General features: G+C 40.6%; 13 protein-coding genes. All 13 read right to left on the bottom strand.

Translation table 11 applies throughout. The features are described 5' to 3' along the window. Position 1: 1 nt before the first annotated feature. Entirely contained in the window at positions 2–784 is a 783-nt protein-coding gene (gene sigG / locus ACW0TQ_RS16215; protein ID WP_193063324.1) for an RNA polymerase sporulation sigma factor SigG, read from the bottom strand. A 121-nt stretch (positions 785–905) separates the two neighbouring features. Next, positions 906–1,625, bottom strand: a complete 720-nt coding sequence (gene sigE, locus ACW0TQ_RS16210; RefSeq protein WP_193063322.1) for an RNA polymerase sporulation sigma factor SigE — start codon at positions 1,623–1,625, stop codon at positions 906–908. 15 nt (positions 1,626–1,640) lie between these two features. Then, positions 1,641–2,561, bottom strand: coding sequence for a sigma-E processing peptidase SpoIIGA (gene spoIIGA, locus ACW0TQ_RS16205; RefSeq protein WP_193063320.1), 921 nt, complete (start codon positions 2,559–2,561; stop codon positions 1,641–1,643). A 447-nt stretch (positions 2,562–3,008) separates the two neighbouring features. Then, entirely contained in the window at positions 3,009–4,163 is a 1,155-nt protein-coding gene (ftsZ, locus tag ACW0TQ_RS16200) for a cell division protein FtsZ (RefSeq protein ID WP_042535178.1), read from the bottom strand. A 65-nt stretch (positions 4,164–4,228) separates the two neighbouring features. Next, positions 4,229–5,512, bottom strand: a complete 1,284-nt coding sequence (ftsA, locus tag ACW0TQ_RS16195) for a cell division protein FtsA (RefSeq protein WP_042535180.1) — start codon at positions 5,510–5,512, stop codon at positions 4,229–4,231. A gap of 198 nt (positions 5,513–5,710) precedes the next feature. Continuing rightward, complete coding sequence (locus tag ACW0TQ_RS16190) at positions 5,711–6,547, bottom strand: cell division protein FtsQ/DivIB (RefSeq protein WP_042535183.1); 837 nt, start codon at positions 6,545–6,547, stop codon at positions 5,711–5,713. A 223-nt stretch (positions 6,548–6,770) separates the two neighbouring features. Then, complete coding sequence (gene spoVE / locus ACW0TQ_RS16185; protein WP_256706326.1) at positions 6,771–7,895, bottom strand: stage V sporulation protein E; 1,125 nt, start codon at positions 7,893–7,895, stop codon at positions 6,771–6,773. Positions 7,896–8,026: 131 nt separating this feature from the next. Next, the gene (gene murD / locus ACW0TQ_RS16180; RefSeq protein ID WP_042535187.1) at positions 8,027–9,376 is read right to left on the bottom strand and encodes a UDP-N-acetylmuramoyl-L-alanine--D-glutamate ligase; all 1,350 of its coding nucleotides are present in this window, start codon (positions 9,374–9,376) and stop codon (positions 8,027–8,029) included. Beyond that, entirely contained in the window at positions 9,376–10,359 is a 984-nt protein-coding gene (gene mraY / locus ACW0TQ_RS16175) for a phospho-N-acetylmuramoyl-pentapeptide-transferase (RefSeq protein ID WP_042535188.1), read from the bottom strand. Before mraY ends, murD begins: the two co-directional genes overlap by 1 nt. 157 nt (positions 10,360–10,516) lie before the next feature. Continuing rightward, on the bottom strand, positions 10,517–11,872 hold the full coding sequence (locus ACW0TQ_RS16170; protein ID WP_455725832.1) for a UDP-N-acetylmuramoyl-tripeptide--D-alanyl-D-alanine ligase: 1,356 nt from the start codon (positions 11,870–11,872) through the stop codon (positions 10,517–10,519). A gap of 3 nt (positions 11,873–11,875) precedes the next feature. After that, on the bottom strand, positions 11,876–13,357 hold the full coding sequence (locus ACW0TQ_RS16165) for a UDP-N-acetylmuramoyl-L-alanyl-D-glutamate--2,6-diaminopimelate ligase (protein WP_455725831.1): 1,482 nt from the start codon (positions 13,355–13,357) through the stop codon (positions 11,876–11,878). Between the two features lie 153 nt (positions 13,358–13,510). Then, positions 13,511–15,445 (bottom strand): stage V sporulation protein D, encoded by a 1,935-nt coding sequence (locus ACW0TQ_RS16160; protein ID WP_455725830.1) that lies wholly within the window; start codon positions 15,443–15,445, stop codon positions 13,511–13,513. 861 nt (positions 15,446–16,306) lie between these two features. Then, positions 16,307–18,592, bottom strand: a complete 2,286-nt coding sequence (locus ACW0TQ_RS16155; protein ID WP_455725829.1) for a penicillin-binding protein — start codon at positions 18,590–18,592, stop codon at positions 16,307–16,309. Positions 18,593–18,606: the final 14 nt, after the last annotated feature.

Raw genomic sequence — 18,606 nt, 5'->3', positions numbered from 1 at the left:
CTTATTCAAACATTTGCTTATTCATTTGATGGATAGCTCCTTTTTCAAGTCTGGACACTTGTGCTTGGGATATGCCAATCTCATCCGCCACTTCCATTTGTGTTTTCCCTTGAAAAAAGCGCTTATTTAATATCATCTTTTCCCTAGCATTCAATCTGTGCATTCCTTCTTTTAGCGATAGCTTATCAACCCAGGAGGAATCTTTATCTTTTTCATCGCTCAGCTGATCCATGACAAAAATCGGATCGCCGCCATCATTATAAATTGGTTCAAAAAGCGAAACAGGGTCTTGGATGGCATCCAGCGCAAAGACAATATCAGCCTGCTCTACTCCCATTTCCTTGGCGATTTCTGCTGGAGATGGGTCCTTGGATGTTTTACTGATTAATTGTTCCCTGACCTGCAGAGCCCGGTAAGCAATATCACGTAAAGATCTGGATACACGAATTGGATTATTATCCCGCAAGTACCTTCTGATTTCACCGATAATCATCGGAACAGCATAGGTAGAAAAACGTACATTATGGGACAAATCAAAATTATCGATTGATTTCATTAAACCAATACAGCCGACCTGAAATAAATCATCGACATATTCTCCCCGGTTGTTAAAACGCTGAATAACACTAAGAACAAGGCGTAAATTGCCGTTTACCAATTCTTCCCGGGCTGTAATGTCATTTTCTTCTTGCAGCCGGATAAATAGTTTTTTCATTTCTTCGTTTTTAAGTACTGGAAGTTTGGATGTATCAACCCCGCATATTTCAACTTTATGTCTTGCCATTCCCGAAAACCTCCCCAATCTTAGATGCTGTTCAAGGACAGTATCTCCCCGGGAAAAGTTTTTATGCAGGAAAATCATGTAAATAAAGTCAACCTATGCGGCAAACAATTGATATATCAAGTCAAACCATTTTATTAAATTCTTTTTTCAACCGACGTATAATTTTCTTCTCTAAACGGGAAATATAAGACTGGGAAATTCCAAGCATATCTGCTACATCTTTCTGCGTTTTTTCATCATCACCAATCAATCCAAAGCGCAATTCCATGATCTGTTTTTCACGTGCATTTAATTTGCCTAATGCTGATTTTAACAATGATTTATCCACATTCGATTCAATACTTTTGGTAATAATATCTTCTTCAGTTCCTAACACATCCGACAATAAAAGCTCATTGCCGTCCCAATCAATATTTAATGGTTCATCGAAGGAAACCTCTGTCTTTAATTTATTCGTTCTGCGCAGATACATTAAGATTTCATTTTCAATACAGCGGGAGGCATAGGTTGCCAGTTTAATCTTTTTTTCCGGATTAAACGTATTTACCGCCTTAATCAGCCCAATTGTGCCAATACTAATCAGGTCTTCGATGTTAATACCCGTGTTTTCAAATTTTCTGGCAATATAAACAACTAATCTCAAATTTCTTTCAATCAGCATCGACCTTGCCGCTTTATCTCCTTCGGGCAATTTTTTAAGCAATTCCTGCTCTTCTTGCTTTGTCAGCGGCGGGGGTAATGCCTCACTTCCGCCTATATAATAGATTTCCTTTGGTTTTATTCCAATTTTTTTAAGAAATTGATACCAGCGTAATTTAAATTTGAATTTCCAATTAGCCACTTAACGCACGCTCCTTTATGCAGATTGTATGATAGATTGCTTAATGATGAGGGGATGCAGCAAGCAATGATATTGCCCGTCCCTTTCCAATACTCCAAATTGAATTCCAATGAATACATTTACTGCCTGAAGAATTTCGTTATTATAAAAAATTGTCAGTTCCTCAGCCCGAATAGCAAGCATGAAAGAATGTGTTCCATCTACTCCCTGGTAAGGAATTAAATGCAGCTTATCCTCCCATTTCTTTGGCAGCCGGCTGAAGTCTAAATGCTCTTTCATATTTTTCAGCTCTTCCCACTCTTCATCATCGAACCATTGCTTTAAAAACGGCTGATCACAAATGACGACAGGCTGCTTGCTTAATGGATCGACAAGCTGATTTCCGCTGTCGATATAACCAATGGATTCAAAAGACTGATGATTCATTGTTAAGATTACCTTGTACATTTCGTCATATTTCACTTGTTCTCCTACGTGCTCGTCCATTCGTCTCTTTGTAAAATACCAAATAATCGGGAAGCAGGTAATAACAAATATCCAGCTGACAGGATCACCATAGCCTTGGTTGAAGGTGATTATCCCTTCCAAAGAAACAGTTACCGGACGCTGCAGGAAAAAATGTATTGCCATTAACCCGCCTCCAATGGAAAAGGATACAAAATAAAAGAGGCAAATCAGCTTAATAAAGCGATACAGACTCTTAAATCCAAATGTGCTGAAAATGATAATACAAGAGTAGAACAGTTTCCCGGCCACATGATTAAAAAACGAATTTGGATACAAAATCGTCAGCGGAACAATGCATGACGCAATAAATGCCCCTAGAAATAAGCGCCTTCTTTTTACTGGTTTCCGGGCAAGTATTTGTACGAGCATCAGCAGCATTAAATCTACCATAAAATTTAATGCCCAAATAACGTCTAAGTAAATAGACACTCTCTGTTGCACCCCCTAAATTGCTGCTAATCAGAAGAAGCTGTTATCTCCTGCGTACTTTGCTGATCATGATATTCATAGAATGGAAGTAATATATGATGAAAAGTATAGACAATCGAAAGAGAAAAGTCTGTCAATTCTTGTGTGCAAAATTAAGCTATTTAGCACTTATTCTTAGAAATAATGTCTAACGATTTTTGGAATAAAAAAGAGGGGCAAGGAAACTTTACTTTCTTTCCTGTTAGATAAACAAAGAACACCGCTTGGTCTTTAAAGGAGATGAGCTCGGGGCCCACGGAAAGCGGAGTGTATTTCTGGAGCCTAAGATTACTTACCCCATGAAAGCCGTTAGAGCGGCTATATTCAGCATTTTTTATATACTTTCTTACTCTTTAAATAAAAAAATACTGTGCTAAAAGAGTTCTCTTAGCACAGTATTTTTTCGTTTTATCGATTACGATTACGGTTTCTCAAGAAAGTCGGGATATCTAACTCATCTTCCTCGGGACGAGGCTTAGAAGGTGATGGATTGGATGTTTCTCTTTCCCTGACAGGAGTTGATTCATTTGTTTGCTGTGTAGCAGCCTGCTGGGTTTGTCCTATATTTGGACGCTGTTGTTTTTGACGCGTATCTGCTTTTGGCTGAGCATTTTCATCAAAACCGGTAGCAATGACAGTTACAACAATTTCATCATTAAGGTTCTCATTAATTACAGAACCAAAGATAACATTCACTTCTTGATCCGCTGCAGAAGTAACTAAGTCAGCTGCTTCCTGCACTTCATACAAGCTCAGGTTTGTACCGCCTGTGATATTCATTAAAATACCATGCGCTCCATCGATAGAAGTCTCCAGCAGCGGGGAAGAAATTGCTTTTTTAGCAGCTTCTGTTGCTCTTGTTTCGCCAGTTGCGATACCAATACCCATTAAAGCAGAACCTTTATCATACATAATCGTTTTCACGTCAGCGAAGTCAACGTTAATAAGACCTGGCTTCGCAATTAAATCGGATATGCCTTGTACACCTTGACGAAGCACATTATCCGCTTCACGGAAGGCTTCCAGCATCGGTGTATTTTTATCTACAATTTCAAGCAGTCGATCGTTTGGAATAACAATTAGTGTATCCACGCTTCCTTTCAGCGTATCGATACCGGAAATCGCCTGTGTTGATCTTCTTCTGCCTTCAAAAGAAAACGGACGAGTAACAACACCAACTGTCAGCGCTCCTAAATCTTTAGCTACCTGTGCAATGACCGGAGCTGCTCCAGTTCCTGTACCGCCGCCCATTCCAGCAGTAACAAAAACCATATCAGCACCTTTTAACACTTCTTCTAACTGCTCTTTACTTTCTTCTGCTGCTTTTTTCCCTACTTCCGGGTTAGCGCCGGCTCCAAGACCACGGGTTAATTTCCCGCCGATTTGTATCTTGGATTCAGCCATCGAAAGATTTAAAGCTTGAGAATCTGTGTTTACTGCGATAAATTCGACACCTTCTACGCCATGCTCAATCATACGGTTAACAGCATTGTTACCGCCGCCGCCAACTCCAATAACTTTTATCGTTGCTAATTCTTCCATGTTTGTATCAAAATCTAACATATTATGGTTTCCTCCTAGTCTACTAATTACGAACAATTCCTCGTTTCAACTTCTGTTAAAAGAAATTAATCAAAGAAATATTTGAATAGGTTAGCAAATCCTGATTCTTTTTTCTTGCCTTGTTTCTTTTTCTTCTCGCCTGCAGGTCTGGATTGCTTCACTGGCTGCTGCTCCGCTTCCCCATCTATTGCTACAGCAGGATATAATTCTTTCCCTTGTATTTTCGCATTACGATAAGCAAATTGTAAAATACCGACACCTGAAGTAAACTGTGCTTCCCTGACACCAATATAATCCGGGACAGCTACACGTACATGAGAATAAAACAAGTCTTGCGCTAATTCCAAGCTCCCCGGCATAGCCGTGGTGCCTCCTGTCAATACGAAACCGCCAGGCAGCTCCTGAAAGCCCATTTTCCGAATTTCCCTATCAATATAAGTGTATATTTCTTCTAATCTAGCTTCTATCATATCAGCTAATTGAAGTTGATTAAATACCTGTTTTTGATTGCTTCCGATTGTTGTGACTTCAAATGTCTCATCTTCAGAAGCATCGTTGTAAAATGCATAGCCATAATTTAGTTTGATCTGCTCTGCTTCTTCTGTAGAAATACGCAGGCCGACGGATAAATCTTTCGTTATATTGTCTCCGCCTAAATTAATAACACTTGTCGCAGCCAAATGATCATTTTCAAATACAGATACCGTTGTACAGCCTCCTCCGATATCAATCAGGGCAGAGCCCATATTCATCTCATCCTTTGATAAAGCAACTGTTCCGGCAGCAAGCGGCTGAAGACAAATATCAGATACTTCCAAATTAGCCCGTTCCACACATTTTAAGATATTATGCAAAATCGTTTTTGAGCAGGTGATAATCGTTCCTTCCATCTCCAGACGGACACCAATCATCCCTCTCGGATCCGTAATTTCATCTAATCCATCCACAATAAATTGCTTCGGAATCACATCGATGATTTCCCGCTCCGGCGGAATAGAAATCACTTGAGCTCCGTCAATTACTCTCGTTACATCTTCATCATTTATTTCCCGATTCTCACTTTGTACAGCGACAACGCCATGACAAGGCTGAAGCTGGATATGGGATCCGTTTATCCCCACTACTACGCGGTGAATTTCCATCCCTACCATTCGTTCTGCTTGTTCTACTGCATTCCTGATAGAATGAACAGTCTGATCAATATCAATTATAGCACCCTTCTTCATTCCGTTTGACGCTGCAGTACCTACTCCAATAATATTTAAAGAGTCTTGTTGTACTTCTCCAATAATTACTTTTATCGTGTTTGTCCCAATGTCAAGACTAACTAATATCTCACTGTTGTTCAAAAAAGAGCACCTCCCCGTAAAAATATGCTGACGATATTTTTACTGCCACGTTATCCTTTGTATAGTCTTTAATTCTAAAAGAAAATGAATAAAAAATAAACATATTTTATGCTTATTTTTTTCAAGTAATCTATTTCTATAAAAATCGACATTATACCATTCGTTAAAAAAGGATGATATATGACTTCATTCTGCAAATTATTCATTTCCTGTTTCTTCATTTTCTTCATTAATTTCCTCATTGAGTTCTTCAATTTCGTCTTCGATATCTACTTCTTCCATTTCATCTTTTTGAAAAGATTCGAAATAAATGCCGACACCTATATGAATGATACCACTATCCTCTTCGTCAAGCTGTGACACAATAGAAGGATAGTAATCCAATCTGTCCAACATTTGATCTGCAATGCCTTCTACCAGAAACCCATCACTCATATACAATCTAACCTGCAGCGTATCCTCTTCTTCATCTGAATCTTTTCGTTCAATCTCAGAAATCATATTAAAAATACTTGGGCGAACATTATCCATGGCTGTTGCCAATTCTGTTAATTGCGCTTCATTAAAGCCTGTTATTAATGGAGCATTGCTGATAGAGTTTTGTGCATTTTGCTGGATGACTTGACCGTCTGCAAGAACCGGGTAAAATTCCCTTTCGTCCTGAACATAGCCAAGGACAGGCTGTTCTTCTACCTCAATCACAACGGTGCTGGGAAAACTCCGATTAATAGATGCATGTTCAATGACGGGATTTTCTTCCATCCCGGCTGCAACAGATGATCCATTCATGGACCAGATATTTGTTCCTTCTGTTACCCCTGACTCATCTATTATATACTCATCCGTTAAGAATACATTGCCGTTTACTTCAATCGTGCGTATTTCACTCCATGGAGATTGCAAGTAAACAATGATAGCAATGAGAAAGAAAAATATAGATAGATAAAATATTAATCGTCTGTTTGCTTTTTTCTTCCTAGCTTGCTTCAATTTTGGAATTCGATCCTCAATCGAAACGATATTTTTATCACTCATCTCCATTTCTTCCTTTATCCATTATTTTCAGGGAATATAACTGTATCAGTTTACTCCCTAGTATTTACAAAAATTATATCATAAATTATGGTGCTACACGTCATTGACTTCTATTGTTTCTGAAGTTTTTTCTTTTTTATCACGGATAACCCGTCCGCAGAAGTTTTCTTACTTCTTCCATGGACGGGATTTACGTTTTATATAAATGTTCTTCGCTGCTATTTTAAATAATCGGCTTCGTACTTTTTTCCATACTTTTGGCGTGCCTGCTGATACTTAGAAGAATCCCGGCCGCACAAAGTGTTAACGTCAGTGATGAACCGCCGTAGCTGAGAAAAGGCAGGGTAATTCCCGTTACCGGAATCAATCCGATGACTACACTAATATTAATCATCGCCTGTAATGCTAACATACTTGCGATTCCCAGCGCTAACAGCCTGCTAAATAAATCCGGAGCTTCAATAGCAATTTTAATCCCTCTCCATAATAGCAGAAAAAACAATAAAATAGTTGTACAACCTCCAATTAAACCTAATTCCTCACCAATGATTGAAAAAATAAAATCTGTCTGCGGCTCCGGCAGATAAAAATATTTTTGCAGGCTGTTGCCCAGCCCCAGTCCCATCAGTCCCCCGGGACCGATAGCATAAAGAGATTGAATAATTTGAAATCCATGTCCTAGCGGATCCTCCCATGGGTTTAAGAAAGCCAGAATCCGATTAATCCGGTAAGGTGCAGAAGCAATCAATCCGATAAACCCAATAATTCCAATGCCGGCCAGTCCAAAAAAATGAGAAAGCTTTGCACCTGCCACAAAAAGCAGAATCATGCATGTTAAGACCAGCACCATTCCAGTTCCTAAATCTGGCTGAAGCATAATCAGACCAAATGCCGTAAAAATCAATAGAAGGCACGGGAAAAACCCTTTTTTAAACGAGGTAATATATTTTTGATGATCAGATAATATAGATGCCAGAAAAATAATTAAACCCAGCTTCATAAATTCAGAGGGCTGAATACTGAATGCACCGATGCCAATCCAGCTCTGTGCTCCTCCGCGCACCATGCCGATTCCCGGAATAAGCACAAGGAGAAGCAGAACAAAGCAAGAAAATAATAAAATCTTTGCATACTTTTTCCATATATAATAAGGAAAGTAAGAGATAACAACCATTCCGATAAACCCGATGCCGGCAAATAAAAGCTGTCTTTTTAAGTAATAAAATGCATCATTGAACTTATACTCCGACCAAATATAGGATGAGCTGTAAACCATCAGCATACCGATACATAAAAGGAGAATGATTATTCCAAATAATACTCTGTCTACTTTATTTTGATTTTGAATGAACTTAGACAAAAATACCCCTTCTTTCCATGAGATAAACTTTGGAAATAGGGGCATTTTAAATATGCTGTATCATTCTCGGCTTGTCCGAATATGGTTTGCTGTTTAGGATTAGTATTTGTTCAAGCCCCTTACTTCATTGTATGAACTGCTTGAACAAATATGTCTCCTCTTTCTTCAAATGTTTTGTACTGATCCCAGCTCGCACATGCGGGAGAAAGCAATAGGATATCACCTTCATCTGCTAATGAAAAACCGGTTTTAGCTGCATCATCTACGCCGGCTGCGTGCTCAATCACCTGGATACCGGCTTCTTTTCCAACTCGCTCTAGTTTCGGTGCCGTCTCTCCAAATACAACCATTGCTTTAACATGATGCAAATGTGGAATCAGCTCATCAAATTCATTCCCGCGATCTAAGCCGCCTGCAAGAAGGACAATATCCTTTTTAAAGGAATCTAATGCTTTTTGCGTAGCTAGGATATTTGTTGCTTTCGAATCATTGTAAACATAGCGGCCATGCAGCAGCCCGACAAACTCTAAACGATGCTTGACACCGGAAAAAGTTTTTAAGACATGCTGTATGCCTTCATTAGTTGCTCCATTTAATTTTGCTGCTGCAACAGCTGCCAGGATATTCTCTAAGTTATGCTTCCCGACCAAGACAATATCCTCTAAAGGAATAATTGCTTCATCGAAAAAGTATACATGCGTATCATCTGCCCAAGCGCCTGTATGATACAGATTTTTTGTTGCCGAAAAGGCTATATTTTTTGCTTTTGTACCCTTCACTTTTTCTTCAAGTGTCGGATCATCAGCATTATATACCAGATAATCATCGGCATGCTGGTTTTTAAATATATTACATTTAGCTCTGACATAGCTTTCTAAATCGCCGTGATAATCCAAATGCGCTTCATAAATGTTTAAAAGGACTGCTGTCGATGGACGAAATGTATTTATTCCCTGCAGCTGAAAGGAGGATAGTTCCATTACCACCTTTTCATCTGCTTGCATCGTTTGGGCCACTTCCGTTGCAGCAATTCCAATGTTCCCGGCAAGCTTTACCTTACAATCACTTTTTTCCAGCATTTCCGTAACTAACGTTGTTGTGGTTGTTTTTCCATTGGAACCAGTAATTCCGATAATCGGCTGTTCGGTTATATAAGCTACCAATTCCACCTCTGTAATTACCGGAATACTGCGTTTCTGTGCTTCTGCAACAACCGGATGATCATAACGGATACCCGGGTTTTTAACAACCATCTCTATCCCTTCTAAAACACTTAGCGGATGAGAGCCGAGCACAAGACGGGCTCCTTTTTCCTGAAGCGCCAAAACAGGTACATCTTCATAGGATGCTGCCGCATCATTCACCGTTACATCCTTGCCGCTCTCCAACAAAACATTCGCAGCAGCTGTACCGCTTCGGGCCAATCCTAAGACAAGCACTTTTTCGGGAAATTGTTTCCATGTGTTCATTAGATACCCACCTCAATATAAATAGCAAGAATCGCAAATAGCAGGCCGACAGACCAGAATGTGGTAACGACTCTCCATTCTGACCATCCTACCAGCTCATAGTGGTGATGCAGCGGGCTCATTTTGAAAATACGTTTTCCTGTCGTTTTAAAGGAAATAACCTGAATAATAACAGATAAGGTTTCAATAACAAACACACCGCCGATAATTACTAATAAAATCTCCAGCTTCAGAAGTATCGCAATGGCAGCAATTGCTCCCCCTAACGCCAATGATCCTGTATCTCCCATGAACACCTTGGCAGGGTGCGCGTTAAACACTAAAAATCCTAACAGAGCGCCGACAACTGCTAAAGCAAAGACGGTTACCATATCATTTGGCACGCCATACCAGGCAATAATGGCAAAAGCACCGAAAGCAATCGCTGCAGTACCAGCTAATAAACCATCTAAGCCATCCGTTAAATTAACAGCATTGGAGGCTCCTACAAGCATTACAATAATAAGAATTGCATAGAACCAGCCAATATCAAATTCAACCGTTGTTCCCGGAATGGCAATTGCTGACGAGAAGTCTTCCTGCCCGCGTAAAACAAAATAAAATACAAGTGCAATAATAATTTGTCCAAATAGCTTCTGCTTTGAAGTTAAGCCTAGATTTCGTTTCATTACTACTTTAATATAATCATCTAAAAACCCTAGTAAGCCATAGCCAAATAACACAAAAAGTAACAGCCACAGCTCATAGCCGATCCCTGTGTCCATTCTCATTCCCATAATCAGGGATGTAATCACAATACTGAATACAATCATAACTCCGCCCATTGTCGGTGTTCCTGATTTCTTCTGATGAGACTCAGGGCCTTCTTCTCTAATACTCTGTCCAAACTTTAATCGTCTTAAAAAAGGGATAAAAATTGGAGATAGAAGAACTGTTATAAGAAACGCTACTGCGATTGTAATTAATAAACCTGTAATATTCATTTTCTCTCCACCTCATTTGTAACCATTTATAGGATTGTTAACAAAGCATGCCAGAATCAGTGCAATTCTTATGAGCATTTGCTGAAACTTCTCTAATCCTCAAATCCACCGCACTGATTCTGTTTCCTGATGATGTAAACAATACCTATAAGATGCCTTAACGTAATTGTTCTAAAAATGTTTCAAATTTCATTCCTCTTGATGCTTTCAGCAAAAAAAGGTTTTCCGGTTTCAGATATTGTTCAATCTGATCCACCAGCTCCTGCTTATCCTGCAAGTGGACAGCAATCAGCTCCGTACCTTTCTTTTTTAATTCGTCATGTATGTAATGCGAATGATTACCATACGTATACACTGCTGTAATCTCAGAATGAATAACATCTGCAATTCCGCGATGAAATTCTTCTGCATAATCACCAAGCTCTAAAATATCACCTAATACAAGTATTTTATGCTGATAGCCTTTCATTTCTTCGACTACTTGAATTGATGCTTTCATAGATGCAGGAGAAGCATTATAAGCATCATTAATAATCGTAATACCATTTTTGCCTGTATGCTTTTCAAAGCGCATTTTCGTCATTTCTAATTGTCCGAACGCTTTCTGGATTGTTTCAGGAGCTATTCCCATCCCGGATGCCAGTTGAATAACATAAGCGGCATTTTTTGCGTGATGCTTTCCTAAGAGCGGGATCTGGTAAGTTTTCTCTCCTGCATCAAAGGTTGTCGTTTCTTCCTCTACGGTGATATTGCGAACCACTACATCATTGTCTTCACTGAAGCCGACCCGTGTTTTAGCTACAGGCACAGCTGCATCTGTTAACAGCGGTTCGTCCCCATCAATAATCAACGTACCCTCTGGCTTGATACCCGACACAATTTCTAATTTAGCTTTGGCTATTCCTTCTTTAGAGCCTAAATTTTCAATATGCTGCCCATCAATATTGGTAATAATCGCCTGATTCGGCTCCCCGATCTTACTCAACAGCTCGATTTCTCCAAAATGGTTCATCCCCATTTCAAGAATCAGCACTTCTGTTTTCCGGTCCATCGATAAAATCGTCAATGGGAGCCCGATATGATTATTGAAATTCCCCTTTGTAGCATGGGTTTTAAACGTTGTCTGCATGACAGCATTAGTCAGGTCCTTCGTCGTTGTTTTCCCATTTGATCCGGTAATCCCAATAACAGTCGGGTTGACGTCCTTCCGATACGCAGCAGCCAGCTCCTGTAATGCTTTTACAGTGTTCTCTACAAATAATATCAGCAGAGAGTCAGGGAGGTTTGACGGAAGCGGCTTTTCTTTCTGCCAAAAGGCTGCTGCTGCCCCGTTCTCCACTGCTCCGCCAATAAATTGATGTCCATCAAACCGTTCGCCAGCAATTGGTACATAGAGCCCATGGTTTGTATTCACCCGGCTATCATGGACTACTTCATGAATTTCTAAATCAGCGGAAACGTTCCCTTGATGCCGGGGGAATAATTTCATTAATTGTGATGCAGTAAATAACATCTTTTACTCCCCTTTCTCTTTAATTGCTTCCCGGGCAATTTGGCGATCGTCGAAATCGAATTTTTTCTTGCCGATGATTTGATAGGTTTCATGTCCCTTGCCCGCAATCAAAATAATATCATCCTTTTGAGCAAGCTTCACCGCATGCATAATGGCTTCTGTCCGGTCCACAATTACTTCAAAGGTTGCTTCCTCTTCCGTTAAATGACTTGTCATATCATCCAGGATTTGCACCGGGTCTTCTGTACGCGGATTATCGGATGTGAACAGCGCATGGTCTGCATACTTAACAGCAACATCCGCCATTAACGGCCGTTTAGTACGGTCGCGGTCCCCACCACAGCCCACAACTACATACACTTTACGCTCTGCAAATTCCTTGCTCGTTTGAAGCACATTTTCTAATGAATCCGGTGTATGCGCAAAATCAACAATGACAGAAAAATCCTGACCTTCATTAATTGGTTCAAACCGGCCATCTACCCCTTTTGTACTCTCCAGGGCTTCTTTAATCACATCTAAATCTACCTTCGATGCGATAGCAGCGCCGCTCGCCGCAAGCATATTATACACATTGAACATGCCGATTAAACCAGTTTTAATATGGACTGTGCCTACTGGAGTCACAAGGTTAAATGCCACACCGGCAGGAGAAAGCATAATATTTTTTGCCATTATATCCGCATCCTGCTTGCAGCTGTAAGTTAATACCTGCTGCGCTGTACTTCGTTTTAATAAGTCGCTTGAAGCATCATCCTCGTTGATAATTGCATATTTTTTCTTCCCTTGATGATAGTCATTCCCTAAACCGGCAAAGAGAAGACTCTTCGCCCGCAAATAATCATCCATATCTTTATGATAATCGAGATGATCCTGCGACAGATTTGTAAAAATACCAATGTCATAATCACAGCCAAAAACTCTTCCCATGTCTAAAGCATGCGAAGAAACCTCCATAATAACCTGGTCTGTTTCTTTTTTTTGCATTTGATGAAAGATGCGATTTAACTCTAATGCATCAGGTGTCGTATTATTTACTGGAAATGTTTCATCGCCAATTTTCACTTGGATACTGCCAATGACACCCGATTTCTTACCCTGTTTTTCAAAAATAGTATCTAATAAATAGGTCGTGGTTGTTTTACCATTTGTGCCGGTAACCCCAATCAGCGGAAATTTCGTTGTTGGATAATCATAGTATGCGGCTGACAGCATCGCCAAGGCGCGTCCTGTGTCTCTGACCCGGATAAGTGGAATATCACCGCTGACGTTTACGTCCCTGGAAATAACTGCAGCCGCAGCACCTTTGTCTATCGCTTGCTGCAGAAAATTATGACCGTCCACGGTATAGCCTTCAATACAGACAAATAAGCTCCCCGGCTCTACTTTTCTGGAGTCCATTTCTACATTGACAATATTTATATCTTTAATAGATTCTGATGTTTGATAGAATTCGATTCCATTCAATAATTCTTTTAGTCTCATTTTTTTACACCCTATTTCTGTTCTTTTCCTTTTAATGTATTCTCGAAAAAACTATCGTTTAAGAGGGTTGTCATGAATGTTCTGTTCACATTTTTGCTGGACTTGTTAAACATCCTCTTACAACAGAATCTATTATAGCAAATTTTTAACGATTTAACGATTATTTTTATGACCTAATATTAATCGAATCGTACTTCCAGATTCCAGCATTGTTCCCGCACTTGGGGATTGATCAATGATTTCATTCCCTTCACCGTTTACTTCAATGGAAAGATCTAACGGATATTCCGCCAGTTTATCTGTACTTTCACCTATAAAATCCGGTACTTCAATTTTAGGCTGATCCGGCCAGGCATATTCTTTTTCTAAACCATCTGTCCGCGGTTCTACATTCATCGCCCGCAGGCTGTCACTAATAATCGTTCCGACAACTGGCGCAGCAACAACACCGCCAAATTGAATCGTATCCTTTGGATTATCGACAGCAAGATAAACAACAATTTCCGGATCGTCCGCCGGTGCAAAGCCAATAAAGGATACAATATAATTATTTTCTAAATATCCGCCGTTCGGTCCTACCTTTTGAGCGGTCCCCGTTTTCCCGCCGACACGATATCCATCGACATAAGCAGGTCTGCCTGTTCCCTGTGCAACTACCGTCTCTAAGGTTTCCCGAATCGTTTCGGAGGTCTCCTGGGAGATAACCTGTTCCTTTAACTGCGGCTCATAGGTTTCAACCGCTTCTCCGGTCACAGGGTCCACCCATTCTTTCGCAATCATCGGTTCGTATAAATAACCGCCGTTTACCGTTGCTGCAACAGCCATCACCTGCTGAATCGGCGTTACCGAAACACCCTGTCCAAAGGATGTGGTTGCCAGCTCCACAGGACCGACATTTTCTGGTTTAAATAGGATTCCGTTTCCTTCTCCCTGCAAATCAATCCCTGTCTTCCTCCCAAAACCAAAGGCATCAATATAAGAAAAAAGCTTTTCCGTACCAAGCATTTGTCCTAAATTAACAAATCCCGGGTTACAGGAATTCTGAACAACCTCAAGATACGACTGATCTCCATGCCCGCCGCGTTTCCAACAATGAATCGTTGCTCCGCCGACTTTAATATCGCCATCATCGTAAAAACGATCTTTTTCTAAATCAACGACTCCCTCTTCTAAAGCAGCAGCTAACGTAATTATTTTAAAGGTTGACCCTGGCTCATAGGTGCTCCAAATAGGCAAATTCCTGCCAAATATAGATGCATCCACGTCCTGATAATTTTCCGGATCAAAATTTGGACGGCTGGACATCCCCAGCACACCGCCTGTTTTAGGGTCAACCGCAATGGCCATCGCCCCATCCGGATTATATTCCGCTACAATCTGGTCTAACTCTCTTTCCATAATGGTGGTTACTTTGTTATTAATCGTTGTTTTTAAATTCAAACCATCTTTTGGAGATGTATATTCGTCTGCCAGCTGCTCTAATCTTCCACCTTTGGCATCGGAATAAAATGACAGCCTCCCATTTTCTCCTTTTAATTTATCATCATAGTACAATTCAAGTCCCATTAACCCTTGATTATCAATCCCTGTAAATCCGAGCACATGTGATAAAGCACTGTTATTTGGATAGTGACGCTTGGAATCCTTCGCTAAATAAACACCGTCCAAATCCAGTTCTCGAATCTCCTGTTCCTGCTCATTATTTATTTTAATACCTTCAGGGCGCACCATCACACTGGATGAATTCTGTGTAACTAATTCCAGCATTCTGTCCTCTGGAACGTCAAGGACCTCCCCCAGAAGCTTCGCTGTATTTTCTGGTTCTTTAATTTGCCGCGGCATCAGTAATACCGTAGGAGCAGTTACATTCTCTGCAAGGATTTCTCCCTCCGAATCAAGGATATACCCTCTTTCTGCAGCAAAAGTGATATCTCTTGTCCATAAATCATTGGCACTGTCAGATAAATCATCGCTTAATACCAGTTGAACATAGGCTAATCTTGCAATAATAACCAGAAAAATTAAAATCGCAAATAAAAAAACAGTAATCATTCGTTTTTTTATGATAATGGTGGATGCGCGTTTCATGAAAGAACTCCTTTCAACCTGCTTTGTATCCACTATATGAATGTAAAAAATGGAATAGAACAAGCTATCTTTTCTACTTGTCCCTCATGTATTTCTGTCGCGAATAGATTTTTCTAAAATTCACTTCATATATAAAACTGCTTATAAGAAATACCAAGAAAGTCACTGGGTCTATAAAAATACTGGTGCTCTTGCTGAGGAGATGTCCACTACGACGCTTTTGGATAGGGCGAGTAATCACAGCAACGGTTTTAATAGACCGAGTAATCGCAGGTCTCAATGTTGTCAGGTTAATGTGGCCGCTGCGGAAAAACACTACGCTTTCCATGGGCTTGCGCTCAGCCTCCTCAAAAAAAAGAAGTTCGCTTTTTTTCTGCGGGGTCTTCCCACTGCGCTTTCCCATAGGAGTCTCCGTGTTTTTCCTCCGCTAGATAGGTTTTAGTACTATCTGTATCAAAATTAATAAAATTCATTAACCTGACAACATGGGTAATTGCAATCCCAGTCCTAGAAGAAATACACGGAGACCCTGGTTGGCTAAGAACGATCACGTCCTGTAACCAACGACCGACATTAGGACGTCCTGTTCGCCGTGGTAATGCACAATGGTCTTCGGTGGGACGAGCAATCGCAGTCCTAACTTTAGCTCTGTCTGCGCCTGACGGCTTGCCAATCAGCAAGTCTTCTTTAAAGGGGGCTGAGCTCGGGGCCTCCGGAAAGCGGAGTGTATTTCCGGGTCCTGAGATTGTTCACCCCATGAAACCCGTTGGAGCGGGTATCCCCAGCTATTTTTTATAAAAATTCTTATTTTATAAAAAAAGCTTGCTGAAAAAGTAATCCTTTTTTCAGCAAGCCTTCTCTCTATTCCTCTTCGGTTTCTTCGTTCTCTGCTTCGTCGTTGTTATTTCCTTCTTCTGTTTCCTCTTCAGCTGCATTATCATCATCATTTTCATCAGATGATATATCGGATGATTCTCCGGAAGGAACTTCTAATTCAAAACCTAAATAGTCACCTTCCTGAATCGGTTTTCCAACTTCGATACCCTGTGAGGTGACATAACCATTACCGAATCTTTCTGTCTGCAGATTCAGCAGATCAGCAAAGCTCATCACTTCTCTTAACGACCATCCTGTTATATCAGGCATTGTTGGTTCATCCGTAAGCAACAGAACTTTTTCATTTGGCAGTATTCTCTCTCCTGCTTCCACATTACTGGCAACAATGGTTTCTCCCTCGCCAATGAGAATTGGCTGGATTCCTTGTTCCTCTAATTCAGACCGAACACTTTCTGCAGATTGCTCTGCTACTTCAGGGAATTCCACCTCTTGAATCTTGTTAGATTCATCTTCTTCGGGCTCTACATCTAAATAATGAAGACTATTTTCAACTACATTATTAAAGATAAATGCAAGCGGGGCAGAACCTGATTCTGTATCCTCCAATTCCGGCTGCTGAATAGATACATAAACCATTAACTGAGGATCATCCATTGGAGCCATCCCTAAAAAGGAAAACACATGATTTTCTTTTCCAGTTAAATAGCCGCCGCCTTCAGGGTCCGGCATTTGTGCGGTTCCAGTTTTGCCTCCAACCACATAATCATCTAATTTATATGGGGCGCCGGTTCCATCCTCATCATTCACTACAGAAGCAAGCAATTCTTTCATTTCTTCCGCAGTTTCCGGTGAAATTGGCTGACCGGTGTATTCTGATTCGGTTTCTTCCAGTACATTGTTTGTCGTAGAATCAACAATTTTATCCACTACATACGGCTTTACCATTTGTCCGTCGTTTGCGATAGCTGAAGCAGCTCTCATCTGCTGTATCGGGGTAACAGTTGTCCCTTGACCAAAAGCCGTTCTTAACTTCTCTGATGGCCAATTATATTGTATCCGGCCGACAGATTCATCAGGAAGGTCAATTCCGGTAGTTTCTTCAAAACCGAACGCCTGGATATATTCATAGAATTCATCTGCGCCAATATCTTCCCAAAGCAATTTAGAAGCTGCTACGTTGGAAGAACGCATAAAGCCTTCATCGTAGGAAATCGTCCCCCAGCCTTCTCCTTGGTTATGATCTCTGATTTCCTCAATTCTTTCATTGGGCTGATACGTTCCCGATTCAAATGTATCTTCTCCATTATAGACACCTTCTTCAATCGCTGCTGCCCAAGTAAATATTTTAAATGTTGATCCGGGCTCAAATGGAGAAGAAATCGGATCATTATACCAATTCTCTACATTTTCAGGGCTATTCGGGTTAAAACTTGGCCGTGTACTCATCGCCATAATCTCACCCGTTTTTGGATCCATAATAATTGCATTCATTTTCACAGGATTATATTGTTCATCTACCTGTGTCATTAAATCCTCCAGCAAGGTTTGGATTTTTTGATCAATGGTTAAATAAACCTGATCCCCATCCTCCGGCTCTTGAATAATTTCATCAGGATCCAATAGTTTGCTGTTAAAACGGTCACGCTGATAGGAAATAAATCCATCCTTCCCTCCAAGGACCTCATTCATGACATTTTCCATTCCAGTTACACCGGTGATGCTGTGTTCAATGCCATCCTCGGTTTCTTCTTCCACTTCGCGGGCAAAACCAATAATATGTGAAGCAAACATACCATTTGGATAATACCGCATCGGCTCTTCGTCAAAGTAGATACCTGGAATTTCTGCTTCTTCAATGGCTTCTTTTTCTTGTTGAGACAGCTGACGTCCCAGCTGACCAAATTCAACCTGAAATCTCTCCGATTCTACCGCTTCATCCAGTATCCCTTTTATTTCACTTTCATCCTCATCTAAAATAGATGCCAATTCTTCCGCTGTTTCCTCCGTGTCTGAAACGTGCAGGGCTTCCGGTGAATTTTCTGAGTATCCTTCATCTAAGATGGCGTACATCCGATACGCCGGACGGTCATAAGCTAATACCATGCCATTCTTATCCATGATTTGTCCACGCTCTGCATTCATCTTATAGGAGGTTGTCCGCTGGTTTTCTGCCCATTCATCCAATGCAACGCCGCTAACTTCGCCCGTTGCCTGTATATACATAAACCTGCCTGCAAGCACAAGGAATAAAGCAACGAAAACTAGCATATAAATGCTAGCCATGACATTTGCCGTCTTATTTTTTTTCATGTTCAAGAAACCCC

It is taken from the genome of Oceanobacillus sp. M60, assembly GCF_053839645.1.
This window is presented reverse-complemented; position numbering and strand designations above follow the sequence as displayed.

Bases quoted from the DNA above. Each gene is read 5' to 3' on its own strand.
- sigG (WP_193063324.1), bottom strand. From the start codon at position 784: ATGGCAAGACATAAAGTTGAAATATGCGGGGTTGATACATCCAAACTT.
- ftsZ (WP_042535178.1), bottom strand. From the start codon at position 4,163: ATGTTAGATTTTGATACAAACATGGAAGAATTAGCAACGATAAAAGTT.
- ACW0TQ_RS16190 (WP_042535183.1), bottom strand. From the start codon at position 6,547: ATGAGTGATAAAAATATCGTTTCGATTGAGGATCGAATTCCAAAATTG.
- murD (WP_042535187.1), bottom strand. From the start codon at position 9,376: ATGAACACATGGAAACAATTTCCCGAAAAAGTGCTTGTCTTAGGATTG.
- mraY (WP_042535188.1), bottom strand. From the start codon at position 10,359: ATGAATATTACAGGTTTATTAATTACAATCGCAGTAGCGTTTCTTATA.
- ACW0TQ_RS16170 (WP_455725832.1), bottom strand. From the start codon at position 11,872: ATGTTATTTACTGCATCACAATTAATGAAATTATTCCCCCGGCATCAA.
- ACW0TQ_RS16165 (WP_455725831.1), bottom strand. From the start codon at position 13,357: ATGAGACTAAAAGAATTATTGAATGGAATCGAATTCTATCAAACATCA.
- ACW0TQ_RS16160 (WP_455725830.1), bottom strand. From the start codon at position 15,445: ATGAAACGCGCATCCACCATTATCATAAAAAAACGAATGATTACTGTT.
- ACW0TQ_RS16155 (WP_455725829.1), bottom strand. From the start codon at position 18,592: ATGAAAAAAAATAAGACGGCAAATGTCATGGCTAGCATTTATATGCTA.